Source organism: Conexibacter sp. CPCC 205762 (genome assembly GCF_030646155.1).
In the GTDB taxonomy this organism is placed as follows: Bacteria; Actinomycetota; Thermoleophilia; order Solirubrobacterales; family Solirubrobacteraceae; genus Conexibacter.
In genome coordinates this window covers 1-18,350 of sequence record NZ_JAUTDN010000048.1, presented here as the reverse complement: position 1 = coordinate 18,350, position 18,350 = coordinate 1, and the positions used below count along the sequence as shown (strand labels likewise).

The following is an 18,350-nucleotide window of genomic DNA, read 5'->3' as shown; positions in this document are numbered from 1 at the left end:
GCGCGACTCAGCGGAAGCCGGCCGGGTCAGCCGCCAGCGCGGGCCAGGTGACAGGGCAGTGGCCGGGGACGAGGCGCGCGCCCTCGGCCGCCGCGAGCGAGATCAGCCGCTCGTGCGAGAGCCTGCGCAGGGGCGCGTCGGCGGGTGCGGCGGAGCTGCCGATCGGGCGGCCCGAGTCGATCCCCTCCTGCAGGTCGATCGCGTCGACGGCGAAGATCCACGTGCCCGACTCGGCCATCCGCACGCGGTAGGACATGTGGCCGGGCGCGTGGCCCGGGGTCGCGATCGCCTCGACGCCGGGCAGGATCTCGCCGTCGCCGTCGAGCAGCCGCCAGTCGATCCCGTCGAGGTCGGTCTCGTAGAAGGCGCGGCTCGCCTCCTCGCCGGGGGCGGACGCGCGCCGCGCGAACGCCAGCTCGCGCCGCTGCAGCCAGACCGGGATCCCGCGCTGGTTGAAGTGGCGCAGGCCGCCGGTGTGGTCGAGGTGAAGATGCGACAGCGCGACGCCGGCGATCTCGTCGAGCGCGACGCCGACGCGCGCGAGCTGGTGCAGCAGCGGGTCGCCGTCGTCGCCCTCGTACGGCTGCTCGGGCAGCCCGGCGCGCCAGATCTCGTGCGGCGTGTCGAGCGGCAGGCCGGCGAACGGGGCCAGGTCGACGCCGCTCTCCAGCAGCAGCCAGCCGGCCGGCGTGTGGACGAGGATCCCGATGATCGGCAGCCTGCGGATCGCTCTGGAGCCGCCCTCCAGCGAGACCCACTCCGGCGCCGACTCCCAGCCGAGCAGCAGCGGGTGAAGGCGGTCGCAGGTGGGGAGGAGCGTGAGATCGGTGCCCTCTGAGGGCCCCGATTTCACGGCGAGCGGCGCGCCGAGGCCCTCGATCAGGCCGCGGGTGAGGTTTTCCACCAGCATGCCGGCCAGCCGCTCGCCCTTCTCGACCGAGGCCGGCGTCGCCGGGGCCAGCACGCCGCTCTGCGCGATGTGCGACGGCGGCGTGGGGCGCAGCTCGTAGAAGGGGCGCTCGGCGGCCTGATCGTCGGCGATCAGCGACTCGCGCACGAGGTCGCGCCGCAGCGCGAGCATCAGGCTCGTCTCGACGATCGCGGCGTGCTCGGCCGCCCAGCCGGGGAAGCCGTCGGCGTCGGCGAAGAGGAAGTCCAGCTCGCCCTCGCCGAACGACGCCCAGACGCGGTCGACGATCATCACCGTCACGTCGTCGAAGCCGCCGGCCTCGCGCGCCAGCTCGACGCCCTCGTACAGCAGGTTGACGTTCTCGGCATGCCAGTTGATCAGCGCGATCCGCGTGAAGCCGGAGCGGGCCAGCTCGCCGACGACGTCGCGCACGACCTGGATCAGCGTCGAGGCGCGCAGCGAGGTCGTCGCGGGGAAGCCCTGGCCGCCGCCGCTCAGCGGGTGGCTGCGGTTGCCGAACGGCTGCGGCGGCGGGATCACGCAGTGGACCCGCTCGGCGATCCGCTTCGACAGCTCGACCGGCAGCAGGTGGTCGACCGACACCGGCAGGTGCGGCCCGTGCTGCTCGGTCGCGCCGACCGACCACAGCGCGACCGCGCCGGCGCGCGCCGCCAGGTCGACCTCGGGCCACGTCATCTCGGCCATCATCGGGGCGCCCATCTAGGTCTCCATCACGGTCGCGGGAACCGCCGCGGTCAGCGCGGCGAGGATCGGGATCGGCTCGCGCGCCCAGCGCACGACGGCGACGAGGTCGCGCTCCGGGTCGCACCAGACGAGCTGCTCGCCGGTGCCGTGGGCGGCGAAGCCGGCGGCGCCGCAGCCCGGGTACTCGGTCCCGTCGGGACGGTTGAGCCACCACATCAGGCCGTAGGCCGGGCGCACGCCGGTGCTCTCGCGCTGCAGCTCGCACCAGCGCGGATCGAGCACCTGCGCGCCGCTCCAGACGCCGTCGCGCAGCTGCAGCAGGCCCCAGCGGGCGAGGTCACGGGCGGAGCACCACCAGCCGCCGCCCCAATGGCTGCCGCCGGTCACGACCGGCACGACGCGGCCGTCGGGCAGCTCGGTGCGCATCTGCCGCAGGCCGCGCCAGCTCCAGTCGGAGCTGACCCCGATCGGGTCGAAGACGCGGGTCCGGAAGACGTTGTCGAGCGAGTCGCCGAGCAGGTGGGTGAGCGCGAGCGCGCAGAGGTTGGTGCGGACGTCGTTGTAGGAGAAGCGGATGCCGGCGCCGTGGCGCGGCTCGCTCGGCGTCATCCGGCCCTGCGGATCGGCCCACCAGGGAACGCCGAACAGCTCGCCGCGCCAGTCGCTCGTCTGCGTCAGCAGATGGCGCCACGTGATCTCGTGGGCGGCGGCCGCGTCGCCGCAGGTGCCCTCGACGACGAGCGACGCGAGCTGCGGGACGCTGTCGAGGAACGGCGCGTCGAGGTCGCTGAGGAGGCCGTCGGCGTACGCGATCCCGGCGACGGTCGCGAGCGCCGACTTGGCGAGGCTGAAGCACATCTCGACGCGGTCGGAATCGCCCCACGAGGCGACCTCGCGGCCGCCGACCCAGACGACGCCGTTGGGACCGCCGCGGTCGAGCACATCGCCCATGATCTGCGGCCACGGCTCGTTCGCCAGCGTCGTCGTCAGCCACGCGCGCATGTCGCGCGGCAGCGCCGGCTCGCCGGCGAGCGCGAGCGCCAGCGCCCGCTCCAGCGCAACCGGCTCGATCCCGAGATCCTCGGCGGCGGCGTGCTCAACCATGGACGGCCTCCTTGCCTTCCAGCCATGCCCGCCAGCCGCCGAGCTGGGTGAACTCGGGGCGGCCGGCGACGCCGTGCGGCTCGCAGAGGAAGCCGATCGCGCTGGCGCCGTCCTCCAGCTCGACGGTCCCGAGCCCCAAGGGCGGGGCGATCTCGGTCAGCAGTCCGCCGAGTCCGGCAAGCGGCAGGCGCCACAGCTCGACCTCGATCGCGCCCCCGCCGTCGGCGTCCTCGTCGCCGACGCGGACGAGGCCGGGGCGGGCAGGCGTGCCGGCGAGCTCGTAGGCGCGATAGCGCGGCGCGGTGCGGGTCGCGCGCGCGAAGCGGCCGCCGAGCGCGAGCAGGCGGTGGTTGAGCGGCTGGCCGCGCAGGTGCGCGCCGGCGACGGCGACGAGCGGGTCGCCCGGCGCCGGCAGCGGCGGCTCGCCGTTCCACCACGCCGCCAGCTCCAGCAGCCAGCGGTCGGTCAGCGCTGGGCCGATCAGCTGGACGCCGAACGGCAGCCCGTCGGCGCGGCGCTCGCCCGGCAGCGCGACGGCGGCGCAGTCGAGCAGGTTGACGAACGTCGTGAAGTGGCCGAGCTGGGCGTTGACGCCGAGCGGATCGGCCGCGACCTCGGCATGGGTCGGGTGGCGGGCGGCGGTGGGGAGGAGCAGCGCGTCGGCCTGCGCGAACAGCGCCGCGGCCGGCGCGCGCAGCGCCTCCAACCGCTCCTGCGCCGCGTACGCCTCGGCCGCGCTCCAGCGCTCGGCCGCGAGCACGATCTGGCGGACGGAGGGGTCGAGGCCGTCGGCGGCGGGGGCGCTCGGGCCGGCGGCGGACTCGGCCTGGCCGGCGGCGGACTCGGCCTGGCCGGCGGCGGAGGCGGCGGGGGCGGCCCGGCCGGCGGCAGGGGCTGCCTGGCCCGCGACGTGGGCGTCTTGGCTTGCGGCGGGGGCGGGCTCGCCGGCGGCGGCCGCCTTCACGAACGCGCCGACGGCGGCGAACCGCTCCGCCACCCACGGGCCCTCGTACAGCAGCCGGCCGGCGGCCAGCAGCGGCTCGATCTCGACCTCGACCAGCTCCGCGCCGCGCGCGGCCGCCTGCGCGATCGTCGCGTCCCAGGCGGCGCGCGAGGGGGCGTCGAGCGGGGCGAGGGCGGCGGGCGTCGGGATCGCGAGCCGCGGCGGCAGCGCGCCGCCGCCGCGCGGGGCGCGATCGGCACGGCTGTACGCATCGGCGGGATCGGGCGCGTCGGCGACGTCGAGCACGCGGCGGGCGAGCGCGGCGTCGGCGGTCAGGATCGAGACGCAGTCGAGCGAGCGGCAGGCGGGGACGAGGCCGGCGGTCGACAGCAGGCCGCGGCTCGGCTTCGTCCCGACGAGCCCGTTGAAGGCGGCCGGGACGCGGCCGGACCCGGCGGTGTCGGTGCCGAGCGCGAAGTCGACCTCGCCGCGCGCGACCGCGACCGCCGAGCCGGAGGAGGAGCCGCCGGAGATCCGCTGTGCGTCGTCGACCGCGCTCGGCGCGCCGTACGGCGAGCGGGTGCCGACGACGCCGGTCGCGAACTGGTCGAGGTTGGTCGTGCCGAGCAGCAGCGCGCCGGCCTGCTCCAGCCGCGCGACGACGGTCGCGGTCTGCGCCGGCTCGTAGGCGAAGGCGGGGCAGGCGGCGGTCGTCGGCAGCCCGGCGACGTCGAGGTTGCCCTTGACGGCGAAGGTCGTGCCGTGGAGCGGCAGGCGGGTGCCGGCCGCGGCGGCGGCGTCGAGCGCGCGGGCGCGCTCGCGCACCGTCTCGGCGGGGATCCGCGCGATCCAGACGCGCTGGTCGTCCGGCTCGCCGATCGCGGCCAGCGCCCGCTCGGCGGCGGCGAGCGCGGGGCCGTGTCCGTCGGTGGAGGTCATGCGGGGGCTCCTGTTGCGGCGGCGGCCTCCTCCCACGCCGCGCGCTCGGCGGCGAAGGCGGCGGCGCGGCGGGTGGTGAAGGTCTCGGCCGCGGGGGCGAGCGGGCCGGCGTGGGCGGCGGGACGCAGCGTGCCGGGCTCGATCGCGACCGCGGTCGCGCCGCCGTGGAAGCCGTCGCGCAGGCGCGTCAGCTCGTCGTGCGAGACCGGCTCGAAGCGGATCCGGTCGAACGGGCGCAGCAGCCAGGGGAGGCCGTCCTCCAGGCCCTGCGCGTGGCCGCTCGTCGACCAGACCGGGATCGTGCGGCCGACGAGCTGGTAGCCGCCTGGCCCCTCCATCCCGTAGACGCACAGATACGCGCCGCCGATCCCGACGGCGTTCTCCGGCGTCCACGTGCGCGCCGGGTTGTACTTCGTCGTCACGAGCCGGTGGGCGGGGTCCAGCGGCGTCGCGACCGGCGCGCCAAGATAGACGTCGCCGAGCCCGAGCACGAGGTAGGTCGCGTCGAAGACGATCCGCTTGACCGCGTCCTCGGAGTCGAGCCCGTTGATGCGGCGGATGAACTCGATGTTCGACGGGCACCAGGGCGCGCCGGCGCGGACCGACTGCGCGTAGCGCGTGACCGCCTCCTGCGCCGCCGGGTCGTCCCACGACAGCGGCAGCCGCACGATCCGCGACGGCAGCTCGACCTCGCTCGCGGCCGGCAGCCCGCGCTCCAGCTCGCGCAGCAGGCCGAGCAGCGCCTCCTCGCCCAGCCGCCGCGGGTCGCGTCTGATCAGCAGCGAGCGGACGCCCGGCGTCAGCTCGCCGAGACCGTCCGGCGCGGCGGTTTGGAGCGCATCGGCGAGCGTGTGGATGCGGACGCGCAGGGCGAGGTCGAGCGTCTGCGGCCCGTACTCGACCAGCAGGTGCGCGTCGCCCATCGGGGCGTAGCGGACGGCGGGCGCTTCGGCGGCGGCGCGCGGGCTGGCGGGGGCGTCAGCGGTTCGCGGCGCGGCGGCGTCGGCGGCCTGCGGTGCGGGAGCGGCGTGCGGCGCGGCGGCGGCCTCCACCTGCGTGGGGCGGACGATCCGCGCGGCGGGCGCCGCCTCCTCCGGCGCCGGCGGCGCGGCGAGGGCGGCGATCGCGGCGTCGTGGCGGGTGGCGCGGGCGGCGGCGGTGGCGGCGTCGATCGCGCGCAGCTCGACCCGGTCGCCGGGGCGCAGCTGGCCGAGCTTCCAGAGGTCGGCGCTGACGACGGCGGCCGGCACGACGAAGCCGCCGAGGCTGGGGCCGTCCGGTCCGACGATCACGGGCGCGTCGCCGGCGAGCATGATCGCGCCGGGCGCATAGGCGGAGTCGTGGATGTTCGACGGGTGCAGGCCGGCCTCGCCGCCGTCGGGCCGCGCGAACGCGACGCGCGGGCCGACGAGGCGGATGCCGGTGCGATCGGAGTGGTGGTGGACCGTCCACGCCGCCCCGCCGCCGAGCAGCGCCTCGACGCCGGCCGCCGTCAGCAGCTCCGGCGCCCCGTGCGGCCCGGCCGTGACGTGGAGGATCCAGGGCGACTCGAAGGGGGTGGGGGCGGCGCTGTCGATCGAAAGCGGGTTGGTTCGAGTCCAACCCAGGGAGTTGGCGTCATCCCCAACCCCCAGCACGTCCCCCGCCGCCAGCGGTCGCCCTGGCTGGCCGATGCCGCCGAGCGTGAACGTCGCGCGGCTGCCCAGCTGCGGCGCGACGTCGAGCCCGCCGGCCACCGCCAGGTACGTCCGCAGCCCCGGTCCCTTCAGCGCGCCGATTCTCAGCACCGCGCCCGCCGGCACCGCGACCGCGCGATCGAACGGCAGCTCCACAGCGCCGTCGAGCCGCGCCCGCGTCGGCGCGCCGACGAGCGCGATCACGGCAGCGGACGAGAACCGCAGCCACGGCCCCGCGAGCGTGATCTCCAGCCCCGCGGCGCCCTCGGCGTTGCCGACGAGCAGGTTCGCGACCCGCAGCGAGCGCGCGTCCATCGGCCCCGACGGCGGCACGCCGACCTCCCACAGGCCGAGCCGTCCCGGCCAGTCCTGGACCGTCGTCAGCGTCCCGCCGCGCTCGACGGTCAGCTGGGGAGCCACGACAGCAGGCGGATCGGGGTCGGGTCGTAGGCGTTGCAGGGGTTGTTGAGCTGCGGGCAGTTGGAGATCAGCACGAGCACGTCGCGCGCCATCTCCATCTCGACGTGCTTGCCGGGCGCCGAGATGCCGTCGGCGAAGGTCAGCTCGCCGGCCGGCGTGACCGGCACGTTCATGAAGAAGTTGACGTTGGAGGTGAGGTCGCGCTTCTCCATCCCCTGCTCCAGCGCCAGCCGCGTGAAGGTGTCGCGGCAGGCGTGCATGTCGCGCACGTGACCGCCGTAGCGGATGACGTTCGACTCGCGCGAGCAGGCGCCGCCGAGCGTGTCGTGGCGACCGCAGGTGTCGTCGACGATCCGCAGCAGCTCGCCGCCCGCGCTGGAGCAGAGGACGCTGCCCGTCGTCAGGTAGATCGCGCCGTTGCGGGCGAGCGTGAGCTGCGCGTCGTAGCGGTCGGAGCGGTCGTGCGCGTCGTAGAAGAGCGTGTCGGCGGCCTGGTTGCCGTGCAGGTCGACGATGCGGAGGACGCCGCCGGCCGGGACGACGCCGGCCCAGCCGTCACCGGCCTCGACGACGACGTCGAGCGCGGCGGTCGCGGGATCGCGGGACATCTAGACCAGGGCCTCCTCGGAGGCGGCGAACCCGCGCTCGTTCTCGGGACGGAAGGTGCGCGCGGCGTCGTCGGCCGGCGCGGGCGGGACCGCGACCAGCTCCAGCGTCGCCGCGCGCGGCGCGTACTCCGCGGCGGGGTCGAGCGGGTGCTGGCCGGCGTGCAGCAGCACCAGCGTCGGCAGCTCGGCGCGCAGCTCGACGGCGTCGCCGGCCGCGCTGTTGCCGGGGACGAACGCCAGCCCGCCCGCGTCGTCGACCCCGACGCGCGAGAAGAAGTGGATCGCCGGCGGCAGGTCGCGCGGGCCGAGCCCCTGCTTCGACAGCTCGACGAGCAGCTGGCGGAGAGCGCTGCGGTGCATCTCGTTGCGCGCCGCCTGGTAGGAGCGCGCGCCGTAGCGCGCGGCGACGTCCCCGTCGGAGGGGAGCGGGGAGAGCGGGTCGTGCCAGCCGCAGTCGTCGCGCGTGATCGACATCAGCACGCGGCCCATGTCGGAGTAGAGCGCGTTGCCGGCGGTCAGGTACGCGACGAACTGCGCCTTCAGCGTGTCCGCCATCGAGTAGCGCTCGGCCGGCCAGTCGGCGCGCAGCAGCAGCGCGGCGACGTTGGCGCCGTCCTCGCGCGCGGTGATCCGCAGCGCGCGGCCAGGTCTGACGACGAGCGCGGCGGTCGCGCCCCCGGGCAGCTCGCGCGTGAGCAGCGCGGCGGTCACGCGCGCGCCTCGTCCGCGCCGTCCGCCGCCCGCCGCCCCAGCGGCACGCCCGGCTGCGCGGCGAAGGCGTCCTTCATCGCGGCGGTCGTCGTGAGCGCGTCGCGCTGGAGGTACTCGATCGCTCTCAGCGCCGCGTCGTGCGCCGGCACCGAGGAGCCGCCGACGGCGTCGGCGACGACCCGCAGGTGGTAGTCGTGCTGGTGCGCGTCGACCGCGGTGTAGTGGATGCAGACGTCGGTCAGCCCGCCGACGAGCACGACCGTCCTGATCCCGTGCGAGCGCAGCACGAGGTCCAGCTCGGTCGCGAAGAAGGCCGAGTAGCGGCGCTTGCGGATGAGGAACTCGTCGGGGCCGGGGACGAGGTCGGGCGCCAGCTCGGTCGACGGCTCGCCCTCGACGCAGTGGACGCCCTCGGCGCCGTCCAGCTCTCGGCCGATGTCGACCAGCGACGGCTTGTGGACCTCCTGGATGAAGACGACCGGCACGTGGTTGGCGCGCGCGGTCGCGACCAGGTCGAGGACCCGCTGGTAGCGGACGGCCTTGCCGTCGGTGTGGGCGATGCCGGGGCTGCTGCCGCCAGGATCGCCCTGCACGTCGACGACGATCAGCGCCAGCGGCGCGGACGGGGGAGCGGCGGCGCCGCCCTGCGCGTCGGCGGAGGGCGCGCCCTGCGGCGTGGCGGAAGCGTCGGTCACGTCGGCGATGCTAAACGGGATCCACGCTGGATGCAAGTGGATCCAACTTGTGCCAATGTGTGCGCACGCACCCCCGCTGCGGCGCGTTCCGGCGCCACTGTGAAGTACGATTTGCAATGGATCCGGCCATCCGGGCATCGGATCCACAGCACTCAATCGGGGGTTACCGACGACGATGACCGCGACGACGAGGGAGCAGGAGCCGCAGGCGCTGGTCGACGACCTGGCGGAGCGCATCCGCCAGCGGATCATGACCGGCGAGATCCCGATCGGCGCACAGCTGCGGCAGGCCGCGCTGGCGTCCGAGTTCGGCGTCAGCCGCACGCCCGTGCGCGAGGCGCTGCGGCAGCTCCAGACCGGCGGCCTGATCACCGTCGTCCCCAACCGCGGTGCCGTCGTCCGCGTCCCGTCGCCGTGGGAGGTCCGCTCCGCCCACGAGGTCCGCGCCGAGCTGGAGGGCCTCGCCGCCGAGCGCGCCGCGACCCGCATCACCGAGCCGCAGCTCGCGATCCTGCGCAGAGCGAACGAGACGATGCGCAGAGCGGCCGAGAAGGCGAGACCGCGTCAGGCCGCGGCCGGCGCGACCGCGCCGACGACGCTCGCCAACGACGAGATCCACACGACGATCCACGAGGCCGCCCGCAACCCGTGGCTCGGCAGGATGATCAACCAGATCAACGAGTCGTTCCCGCGCAACGTGCTCGCGCTCGTGCTCGCCTCAGATCCGGCCGCCCGCCGCCTCACCGTCGTCGAGCACGACCAGATCATCGGCGCGCTCGAGGCCGGCGACGGCCCCGCCGCCCGCGCCGCGATGCACAAGCACGTGATCGAGTCGGGCGAGCAGCTCGCGCGCTGGTACGAAGAGCGCTCGACGACCGTCTTCCAGGCGTAGCGGCTAGCGCGCCGCCGCCGCTTCGAGTCTCTCGGCGGCGAGCGCGCCGAGCTCGTCGGCTTCGATCGCTTCCTGCGAGTTCCCTCCGGTGAGGTGGAGCAGCGTCGTCAGCACGCCGGCGCGGACCATCACGCGGTCGTCGCAATAGGTGTTCGCCCTGCCCTCGTAGCGTCCGCTCAGGAATCTCGCGAGACCGCAGAGGCGGAGACCGGCGGCCTCGTCGCCGAACAGGACCGACGGCAGCTCGAGCGGCACGGAGCGAAACGAGCCGAGGCGGGTTCTGATGCCCGATTCGCGGGCGCTGGCGCGCAGCGTGGCGGTGAACTCCCGCATGAAGCAGCGGCGAGCCCGCTGCGAGCCGAAGGCAGCGAGCGCCCGCCGCGCGGCGGCCGTGCCGGACTGGCGCTCGACGACCTGGACAAGCGACCCGGCCTGCTGGTCTGGGTTGAGCTCGAAGAAGGGCCCGAACGCTCCGTCGCGCGGCGGCGCGATCGGCTGGAGGCAGTGGGCGTCGCGGTGCGGCCATTGGTACTGGATGACCGCGTCGTGCGGCGTCCATCCCTCCGGCAGCTCCGACACGACCAGCAGTGCGCTGCGCAGACGCTCGCGCGGACTCATCGCGGTCGCGGCCGGGGGCGTCGCGGCGGGCGCCGGGGCGGTGTCGGCGGTCGTCGCAGGCGCGGCGGCGGTCGTCGTCGCGCCGTCGGAAGCGTTGCCGCCGCAGCCGGCGACGGCGAGCGCGGCGCCGGCCAGCAGCGCCGTCAGGGCGCGTGCAAGGTGGTTCTCCATCAGAGCGTCTCCTCCAGCCGTCTCGCGGCGAGCGTGGCGAACTGTCTGGCGCGGTACGGGTCGGGTGCGCCGAAGGCGTTGATCGTCAGCGTCGTCGTCGCGTGCTCGTGGCGGACGATCACGACGTCGTTGCAGAGACGCCGCTCGGTGTTCTGGGCGAAGGCGGTCGCGCAGACGTGGAGGCCGGCGCGGTCGTCGGCGAGCGCGGGCAGCTCGAGCGGCGAGGCGTGCAGGTCGCTGAAGCTGACGTCGCCTCTGAGCGTGTCGCGCAGCCACGGCAGGAACGAGCGCACGAGGCAGCGGCGCGAGCGCGGCGTCTCGAAGGCGGCCATCACCTCGCGCGCGACGTCCTCGCTCGCGTGCAGCTCGACGACCTGCTCGAGCTGGACGATCGTGCCGTCGCGCTGCTCGGAGGCGCTGTCGGCGAACTGCGGCCCGAGCGCGCCGGCGAGCGGCGGCGTGGCGCGCGGCAGACAGGCGACGACGGCGAGGTCGTCGCCGCTGAGTCTGCGGATCTCAGAGTACGCCTGCCAGTTGTCGGGCAGATCGGACTGCTCCAGCAGCGCCGCCCGCGCCAGCGCCTGCGGCGAGGGCGGTCTGACGGCGGTGGTCGTCGGCGCCGGCTGCGGCTGCACCTCGCCGACGCGCTCGAACTTGCTGCCGCCGCCGCAGCCGCCGGCGGCGACCGCGGCGCAGGCCAGCAGTCCGACCGCGGCCCGGCGTGCGCTCAGCAGCTCGTTCCCCATCGCCCCGGCACTCTAGTGAGTGCCGACGCGCCACGTCCTACTGCGCCGGCTGCGCCTCCAGCCGCGTCGTCGAGATGAAGTCGAGGTCGGGACGGGCGGTGCCGGCGACGAGGTCGGCGAGCGCCTCGCCGAGGGCGGGGGCGAACTTGAAGCCGTGGCCCGAGCAGGCCGAGGCGACGAGCACCTGGGGGAGATCGGGGACGGGACCGACGACGAAGCGCTTGTCGGGCGTGAAGGCGTAGAGGCAGGTCAGCGACGACTGGATCGGGCCCGCGGCCGCCGGCAGGTGGCGGGCGGCGACGGCCGCCAGCTCGGCCAGCTCGGCCTCGGTCGCCGGCTCGCGCGGGCGGTCGGGGTCGATCTCACGGCCGTCGTCGAGGCCGATCTTGACGCCGCGGCCGCGCAGGGCGGCGATTCCGTAGACGAGCCCGATCGGCAGGTCGAACGAGAAGCAGCCGAGCGACGGCGGCACGACCAGCGCGGGGTTGCGCGGCTCCAGGTAGACGTTGACGATCCGCGCGATCCGCTGGCGCAGGCCGAGCTGCGGGACCAGCGACGGCAGCCACGGCCCGCCGCAGACGATCAGCCGGTCGGCGCGCAGCCGCCCGCCGACGCTGTCGACGCGGACGCCGTCGCCGTCGGGCTCCCACGCCAGCAGCGGCTCGGCGTCGCGCAGCTTCGCGCCGGAGCGGCGCGCGAGCAGCTGCAGCGCGCGCAGCGAGCGGTCGGCGTGCAGCAGGCCGGCGGCCGGGTCGTAGAGCCCCTCCAGCTCGTCGCCGAGCTCGATCGCGGGGAAGACCTCGCGCGCGGCGTCGGCGTCGAGCACCGTGCAGCCGGGGCCGCGCAGCGCGTCGGTCGCGCCGACCGGACGGGCGAACAGCCCGCCGGAGCGCTCCAGCAGCCGCTCGCCGGTCGCCTCCTCCAGCCGCGCCCAGGCGTCGTAGGCCAGCTCGACGAACGGGTCCCAGACGGGGTTCGGGTAGGCGCGGCGGATCATCCGCGTCTCGCCGTGCGAGGAGCCGCGGTCGTGGCCGAGCCGGAAGCGCTCCAGCGCGACGACCTTGAAGCCGCGCTCAGCCAGCGCGCGCGTCGTCGCCGAGCCGTGCGCGCCGAGGCCGACGACGACCGCGTCGACCCGCTCGACCGGCGGGCCGGGCGTCGCCGGGTAGGAGGGCGCGGGCGGGCGCGCGGACCCTGCGGCACCCGCGCCCGCCGCGCCGGCGCCGGCGCCCGCCGCCGAGCCGTTCGCGGACGCGCCGTTGCCGGACGCCGCTCCCGCCAGCTCGGCCCGCGGCGCGACCGACAGCCGCGCAAGCGCGGCGACGCCGTCGCGCAGCGCGTTCAGGTCGCCGTCGTCGCTGTAGACATGGATCGACGCGCGCACGACCGCCGGCAGCGCGCGCGGCTCGAGGTCCCAGCGCCCGTGCGAGGCCGGCACCGAGACGACGTGGACGGCGCGCACCGCGAGCTGGGCGGCGACGTCGCGCGCCGGCATCCCGTCGACGGTGAAGGTGACGATCGCGGAGCCTGCGGCGCCCGCCGGGTCGGCGATTCGCACGCCGGGGAGCGCTGAAAGCTCGCCGCGGAGGCGATCCGACGCCGCCCCGAGGTGCTCGCTCACAGACGCCACCCCGAGCCCGTCCAGCTCCGCCAGCGCGACCCCGAGCCCGAGCCGCAGCGCGTGCGAGCCCTCCCACGTCTCGAAGCGGCGGGCGGCGTCGACGAGCGTCCAGTCGCGCTCGCCGGTCCACTCGGCGCCGCGCACGTCGGGCGCGGTCGGCGCGAGCCGCTCCAGCAGCCCGCGGCGGACGACGAGCACGCCGGTCCCGCGCGGCCCGCGCAGGAACTTGCGGCCGGTCGCGACGAGCAGGTCGGCGCCGATCGCGGCCGCGTCGAGCGGCAGCTGGCCGGCCGACTGGGTCGCGTCGACCAGGTACGGCACGCCATGCAAGCGCGCCAGCTCGCCGGCCGCGGCGACCGGCTCGATCAGGCCGGACGACGTCGGCACGTGCGTCACCACGAGCAGCGCGGCCGGACCGGCCTCCAGCGATGCGGCGAGCGCGTCGAGGTCGAGCGCGCCGTCCTCGCCGCACGGCAGCAGCTCGACGACGACGCCGCGCTCGCGCTCCAGCGTCAGCAGGTGCAGCGCGCACGAGACGTAGCCCGAGCGCGACACCAGCACGCGGTCGCCGCGGCCGAGCCGCAGCGCGTCGACCGCGCGCTGCCAGGCGACCGTCGCCGACTCGGTCAGCGCGATCTCGTCGGCGGCCGCGCCGAGCACGTTGCCGGCGAGCGCGTAGAGGCCGTCGAGCCGGGGGCGGACGGCGTGGGCGGCCTCGTAGCCGCCGATCCGCGCCTCCAGCTGCAGCTGCTCGGTCACCGCGGCCAGCGTGCGCGCGCTCGGGAGCGCGGCGCCGGCGGCGTTGAGATGGTGGGCGTCGCCCACCCCGGGCGTGCGAGCCCGTTCGAATTCGACGTCTATCGGGCTCACAATGCGATCGTCACGCTCTTGAGTTCGGTGAAGGACTCGACCGCGGCGTCGCCGAGGTCACGGCCGAGGCCGGACTGCTTGACGCCGCCGAAGGGGATCGCGGCGTCGAAGGCGTTGTAGGTGTTGACCCAGACCGTGCCGGCCTCCAGCTCGGCGGCCATCCGGTGTGCGCGGCTGAGGTCGCGCGTCCAGACGCCGGCGGCGAGGCCGTAGGCGGAGTCGTTGGCGAGCGCGAGCGCCTCCGCCTCGTCGGCGAACTCCATCACGCCGACGACCGGGCCGAAGATCTCCTCGCGCGCGATCCGCATCCCCGGCGTCATCCCGCCGAAGAGGACCGGCGGCACGTAGTAGCCGGGGCCGTCGGGCGCCGCGCCGGTCGCGATCACCGACGCGCCCTCGGCCGTGCCGATCTCGACGTAGCCGGCGACGCGCTCGCGCTGCTCGGCGGAGACCAGCGGCCCGACGTTGACCATGCCGGCGAAGCCGGGGCCGACCTTCAGCCCGCGGACCGCCGCGGCGAGCCGCTCGCGCGCCTCCTCGGCGATCGACGACTGCACCATCAGGCGGCTGCCGGCGGTGCACATCTGGCCGGAGTGGCCGAAGACGCCGCGGATCGCCATCGGGATCGCGGCGTCGAGGTCGGCGTCGTCGAAGATGATCTGCGGCGACTTGCCGCCCAGCTCCAGCGTCACGTGCTTGACCGCCGGCGCGGCGGCGGCCATCACGAGCCGGCCGACCTCGGTCGAGCCGGTGAAGGTGATCTTCGCGACGTCCGGGTGCTCGACCAGGCGCGCGCCGCTGCGACCGTCGCCGGTGACGACCGAGACGACGCCCTCGGGGATGCCGGCCTCGGCGCACAGCGCGGCCAACCGCAGCGCGGACAGCGGCGTCTGCTCGGCCGGCTTGATCACGACCGGGCAGCCGGCCGCGAGCGCCGGGGCGAGCTTCCAGCAGGCGATCATGAAGGGGAAGTTCCACGGCAGCACGGCCGCGACGACGCCGGCCGGCTCGCGCACGACGTAGGCGTGGCGGCCCGGCTGCGGCGCCGCGACGGTGCCGGTGAGGCGGGTCGGCGCGCCGGCGAAGTGGCGCAGCGCGGCGAGCCCCAGCTCGACGTCGCCGCGGGCGCGCTCGATCGGCTTGCCGTTGTCGAGCGTCTCGAGGACGGCGATCTCCTCCGCCTCGGCGGCGACCAGCTCGGCCAGCCGCTGCAGCGTGTCACGCCGCGCGGTCGCCGGCAGCTTGCGCCAGCGGCCGTCGCGGTGGGCGGCGAGCGCGGCGGCGACGGCGGCGTCGACCTCCGCGTCGGTCGCCTGCGGCACGTGCGTGAGGACCTCCTCGGTCGCGGGATCGATCACCGTGATCGTCTCGCCGCCGGCGCCGTCGACCGGCGCGCCGGCGATCGACATCGGCGTCAGCGCGGGGAAGGCGGGGAGCACGGCGGTCACTTGGCGCCGTCCCCGTGGCAGCAGTGCCCGCCCTGCGCCGACTGCGGCCGCGCGAGGTCCATCGCCGGGTTGCGGTCGAAGAAGCCGTCGGGCTCGAAGCGCATGTGGCCGCGCGCGACCGGCATCACCGGCCAGTCCTCCGGGCGCGGCAGGTGGTGGGTGCCGACGATCGCCCAGACGGCCAGCTCGGCGGGATCGAGCGAGCGGTCCGCTTCCCGCCATCTGTGGATGCCGTCGGCGCCGGGCTCGGCCTGGTTGGGGTACTCGCCGCCGATGTAGCGCTCCGCGTCGCTGCGCTTGGTCGCCCACACGTGCTGCTCGACGAACGGCGCGCGACGGCCGGAGACCGAGTGCGGCCGCGCGAACGGGACCGCGGTCGAGTCGACGTGGAGGCGGTAGGCGGTCGGCTCGCCGTAGCGGTTGGTCTCGCTGTCGCTCTCGACGCGCCAGTGGACGGCGCGCGACGGGTCGTTGCGTCTCGCTGCCGCCGACTCGCTCGCGAGCAGCGTGCGGACGGCGCGGACCGCGTTGCCGTACGGGTCCAGCGCCGGATCGGTCTCCGGCTCGGCGTGGACCTCGGCGATGCGGTTGAGCGGCCCGTCGACCTCGGTGTCGAGCCGCACGGCGAAGTAGTGCTGGTGGGTCGCCGCCTGCACGTTCGGCGCGACCATGCGGCCGTGCAGCGGCTGCTCGCCGTCGGGGATGCCGGCGGCGGAGAGGATCCCCGTCAGCTTGATCTCCAGCTCGATCGAGCCGTCCTGGAAGAGCGACCAGAAGAAGCCGTAGTCGTAGTTGGCGACGGTCGCGAAGGAGGAGACGATCAGCCGCCGCGAGCGCCGCACCTCGACCTCGCCGGTGCGCCCGTTCGTGTGCTTCCAGGCGATCCCGTGGTCCTCCTCGTGCATGCAGATCGCGTGTCTGATGTCGCGCACGGAGCCGTCGCCGTCGACGACGGTCGCGTCGAAGTAGTGGATCAGGCCGAGGCAGTCGCAGCCCAGCTCCAGCGAGTTCGTCATCACGCCGGCGCCGTACTCGCCCCAGTCGAAGAAGTTCTTGCGGTACTGCGAGGCGGTCGGGTCGAGGTACGGGACGTACATCTCGTTGACGGCGGCGCGCTTGAGCACGGGGCGGTCGAGGAAGGTCAGCTCGTGCAGCACGAGCGCCTCGCGGTGGTCGAAGCCGACGCGGAATCTCCAGCCCTGCCAGTCGACCTGCCAGCCGTCGACGGTGAACGACGGGCCCTCGGCCTGCTCGACCTCCAGCGGCTTCAGGTTCGGCCGCGGCGCGCCCCACTCGCCCTCGGCGAAGGTGCCGCGCTCGCTCGCCATTCTGACGACGCCGCGGTCCTCGATCTCCAGCAGCTCCATCGTGTCGAGGTCGACGATCGGCATCAGCCCCTCGACCGGGCGCGCGTAGCCGTTGTCTTTCACGTCCTCGCGGTGCCAGGTCGCGCCCCAGGCGACGCGGCGGCCTCTGTACCGCTCCGGGACGAAGCCGCCGAGCGACTCGGCGTCGACCATCGTCAGCGACGGGTCGTCGATGCCGCGCTTGGCGAGCGCCGCGACGAATGCGGGGTTCGCGCGGCAGGCGGCGGCGAACAGGCGCGACTCGTGCGGGGTGATCGGCGGCTGGTCGTCGTGCAGGTCGTCCCAGCGGTCGGCGCTGGCGGCCTCGCCGTCGAGCAGCACCGAGACGTGCCAGGAGCGGTGGTTGCCGGCGTCGCGCACGATCACCTCGGCGCGCCGCTCGCCGGCGCGGGCCGCGGCCTCCTCCAGCGAGACGACCGTGAAGCGCAGCGGCTCGCCGAGGCGCTCGTCGGACCTGACGGCCGCGACGACGGCCGCCATCTCAGCCGGGCTGAGCGGGTCGAGCGGATGGCCGGCGGACCCAGCGGTCGTCGGGCGGCCGGAGCCGGGGGCGAGCATGCTCATGACGGTCGGTCCTCGTCGTCGGGGGCGGGTGCGAAGGTGGTCGCGACGCCGTCGGCGCGCGGGTCGGTGGCGGCCTGCTGCGCGCCGTCGGCGGCGAGTCGGGCGGCCTGGACGTGGCCGGCGAGCCCGGTCGGGGCGGGCAGGCGCTCGAAGGCGACGCCGGCTTCGGCGGCTTCCGCGGCCAGCCCGTCGAAGCGGCCGGCGGCGTCGGCTGGCGCCGGCACGGCGGCGTCGGCGGCGGGTGCGGCGTCGGCGGCGGGTGCGGCGGCCTCCGGCTCGGCCAGCACGGTCTCGACCTCGCGGTCCATGTCGCGCGTGCCGACGACCCAGCGCGGGCGGGCGACGGCGGCGGGCAGGTCGGCGGACGGGTCGGCGAGGTCGGCGGCGAGCTGCGCGAGCACCTGCGGCTGCGCGCGGCCGCCCTGGCAGCCGGCGGCGGTGATCGTCCCGTCGGCGATCACGAGCGCGGGGCAGAGCGTGTGCGGCGGCCGCAGCCCGCCGCCGATCTCGGCCGGATGGCCGGGCTGGAGCGAGAAGGCCGAGCCGCGGTTGTGCAGCACGATGCCGGTGCTCGGCTCCAGCAGCCCGGCGCCGAAGGTCTGGTAGACCGATTGCACGACGGTCACCGCCCGCCCCTCGCTGTCGATCGCGGCGATCGCGACCGTGTCGCCGGCCGCGCGCTCGTTGCCGGCGGGGAGCAGGTCGGCGGCCGCGGGCGTCGCGCCGGAGGCGTCTGCGCGCGGCGGGCCGGCGGGCGTCGTGTCGGACGCGGCGGCGGCGCGCGGTGAGCCGGCGGGGTCGGCGGCGCGCAGCGCGGCGAGGTCGAGCGGGCCGCGGCGGGGGTCGCCGAGGAAGCGGTCGCGGGCGGCGGCGGCGTCGCGGGCGCGCTGCAGCGGGAGGCGGTCGCCGTCGAGGCCGTCGAGCATCGCCAGCAGCGTGATGCCGGCCGACGGCGGCGGCGCGACGTGCCAGGTCGCGCCGAGCAGCTCGGCGCTCAGCGGCGCGGCCTGCTCGGCGCGGTGGAGGGCGAGGTCCGCGAGCGTCATCGCGGAGCCGGCCGCCTGCATGCCGCCGACGAGCGCGGCGCCGACGGCGCCGCCGTAGAAGCTGCCGGGGCCGTCGGTCGCGATCGTCTCCAGCGTCGCGGCGAGGGCGGGCTGGACGAGCGTGTCGTCGCTCGTGAGCGCGCGCCCGCCGGGCGTCAGCAGCGCGCTGAGGCCGGGGTCGGCGGCGATCTGCGGCGCGCGCGCCTCGATCGCGCGGGCGAGGCCGGGCGCGACCGGCACGCCGTCGCGCGCGAGCGCGGCGGCGCGGCGCAGGTGGCCGGCGAGCGGCAGCCGCG

The 18,350-nt window shown here is 75.9% G+C and carries 14 protein-coding genes; 1 reads left to right on the top strand and 13 read right to left on the bottom strand.

Features of this window, described 5'->3' with window-relative positions:
* Window positions 1-7: 7 nt before the first annotated feature.
* The 7 genes from Q7L73_RS24990 to Q7L73_RS24960 are packed head-to-tail and all read right to left on the bottom strand — an operon-like array spanning window position 8 to window position 8,711.
* On the bottom strand, window positions 8-1,630 hold the full coding sequence (locus Q7L73_RS24990) for a creatininase (RefSeq protein ID WP_304694258.1): 1,623 nt from the start codon (window positions 1,628-1,630) through the stop codon (window positions 8-10).
* On the bottom strand, window positions 1,631-2,719 hold the full coding sequence (locus Q7L73_RS24985) for a serine hydrolase (protein ID WP_304694260.1): 1,089 nt from the start codon (window positions 2,717-2,719) through the stop codon (window positions 1,631-1,633).
* Window positions 2,712-4,601: an amidase family protein gene (locus tag Q7L73_RS24980; RefSeq protein WP_304694262.1), complete on the bottom strand. Its 1,890-nt coding sequence runs from the start codon at window positions 4,599-4,601 to the stop codon at window positions 2,712-2,714. The genes Q7L73_RS24985 and Q7L73_RS24980 overlap by 8 nt, the downstream gene beginning before the upstream one ends.
* The gene (locus Q7L73_RS24975) at window positions 4,598-6,697 is read right to left on the bottom strand and encodes a 5-oxoprolinase/urea amidolyase family protein (RefSeq protein ID WP_304694264.1); all 2,100 of its coding nucleotides are present in this window, start codon (window positions 6,695-6,697) and stop codon (window positions 4,598-4,600) included. Before Q7L73_RS24975 ends, Q7L73_RS24980 begins: the two co-directional genes overlap by 4 nt.
* Entirely contained in the window at window positions 6,682-7,305 is a 624-nt protein-coding gene (locus Q7L73_RS24970) for an urea amidolyase associated protein UAAP2 (RefSeq protein ID WP_304694266.1), read from the bottom strand. The genes Q7L73_RS24975 and Q7L73_RS24970 overlap by 16 nt, the downstream gene beginning before the upstream one ends.
* Window positions 7,306-8,016: an urea amidolyase associated protein UAAP1 gene (locus tag Q7L73_RS24965; RefSeq protein WP_304694268.1), complete on the bottom strand. Its 711-nt coding sequence runs from the start codon at window positions 8,014-8,016 to the stop codon at window positions 7,306-7,308.
* Window positions 8,013-8,711 carry a cysteine hydrolase family protein gene (locus Q7L73_RS24960; RefSeq protein WP_304694270.1) on the bottom strand — a complete coding sequence of 233 codons (699 nt, stop codon included), beginning with the start codon at window positions 8,709-8,711 and terminating at the stop codon, window positions 8,013-8,015. Before Q7L73_RS24960 ends, Q7L73_RS24965 begins: the two co-directional genes overlap by 4 nt.
* Before the next feature lie 175 nt (window positions 8,712-8,886).
* Here Q7L73_RS24960 and Q7L73_RS24955 point away from each other — a divergent pair, with 175 nt between their 5' ends.
* On the top strand, window positions 8,887-9,603 hold the full coding sequence (locus tag Q7L73_RS24955; RefSeq protein WP_304694272.1) for a GntR family transcriptional regulator: 717 nt from the start codon (window positions 8,887-8,889) through the stop codon (window positions 9,601-9,603).
* 3 nt (window positions 9,604-9,606) lie between these two features.
* Here Q7L73_RS24955 and Q7L73_RS24950 read toward each other — a convergent pair whose 3' ends face one another.
* The 6 genes from Q7L73_RS24950 to Q7L73_RS24925 all read right to left on the bottom strand — a co-directional run.
* The gene (locus tag Q7L73_RS24950; RefSeq protein WP_304694274.1) at window positions 9,607-10,392 is read right to left on the bottom strand and encodes a hypothetical protein; all 786 of its coding nucleotides are present in this window, start codon (window positions 10,390-10,392) and stop codon (window positions 9,607-9,609) included.
* Window positions 10,392-11,138, bottom strand: a complete 747-nt coding sequence (locus Q7L73_RS24945) for a hypothetical protein (RefSeq protein WP_304694276.1) — start codon at window positions 11,136-11,138, stop codon at window positions 10,392-10,394. Before Q7L73_RS24945 ends, Q7L73_RS24950 begins: the two co-directional genes overlap by 1 nt.
* 37 nt (window positions 11,139-11,175) lie before the next feature.
* A complete protein-coding gene (gene solA / locus Q7L73_RS24940) occupies window positions 11,176-13,629 on the bottom strand; it encodes an N-methyl-L-tryptophan oxidase (RefSeq protein ID WP_304715699.1) in 2,454 nt (817 codons plus the stop codon).
* The gene (locus Q7L73_RS24935) at window positions 13,626-15,077 is read right to left on the bottom strand and encodes an aldehyde dehydrogenase (RefSeq protein ID WP_304694279.1); all 1,452 of its coding nucleotides are present in this window, start codon (window positions 15,075-15,077) and stop codon (window positions 13,626-13,628) included. Before Q7L73_RS24935 ends, solA begins: the two co-directional genes overlap by 4 nt.
* On the bottom strand, window positions 15,074-17,008 hold the full coding sequence (locus Q7L73_RS24930; RefSeq protein WP_304694281.1) for a primary-amine oxidase: 1,935 nt from the start codon (window positions 17,006-17,008) through the stop codon (window positions 15,074-15,076). Before Q7L73_RS24930 ends, Q7L73_RS24935 begins: the two co-directional genes overlap by 4 nt.
* Window positions 17,005-18,350: gamma-glutamyltransferase (locus Q7L73_RS24925; RefSeq protein WP_304715698.1), on the bottom strand; the 1,346-nt coding region annotated here is incomplete at its 5' end. The genes Q7L73_RS24925 and Q7L73_RS24930, both read right to left, overlap by 4 nt.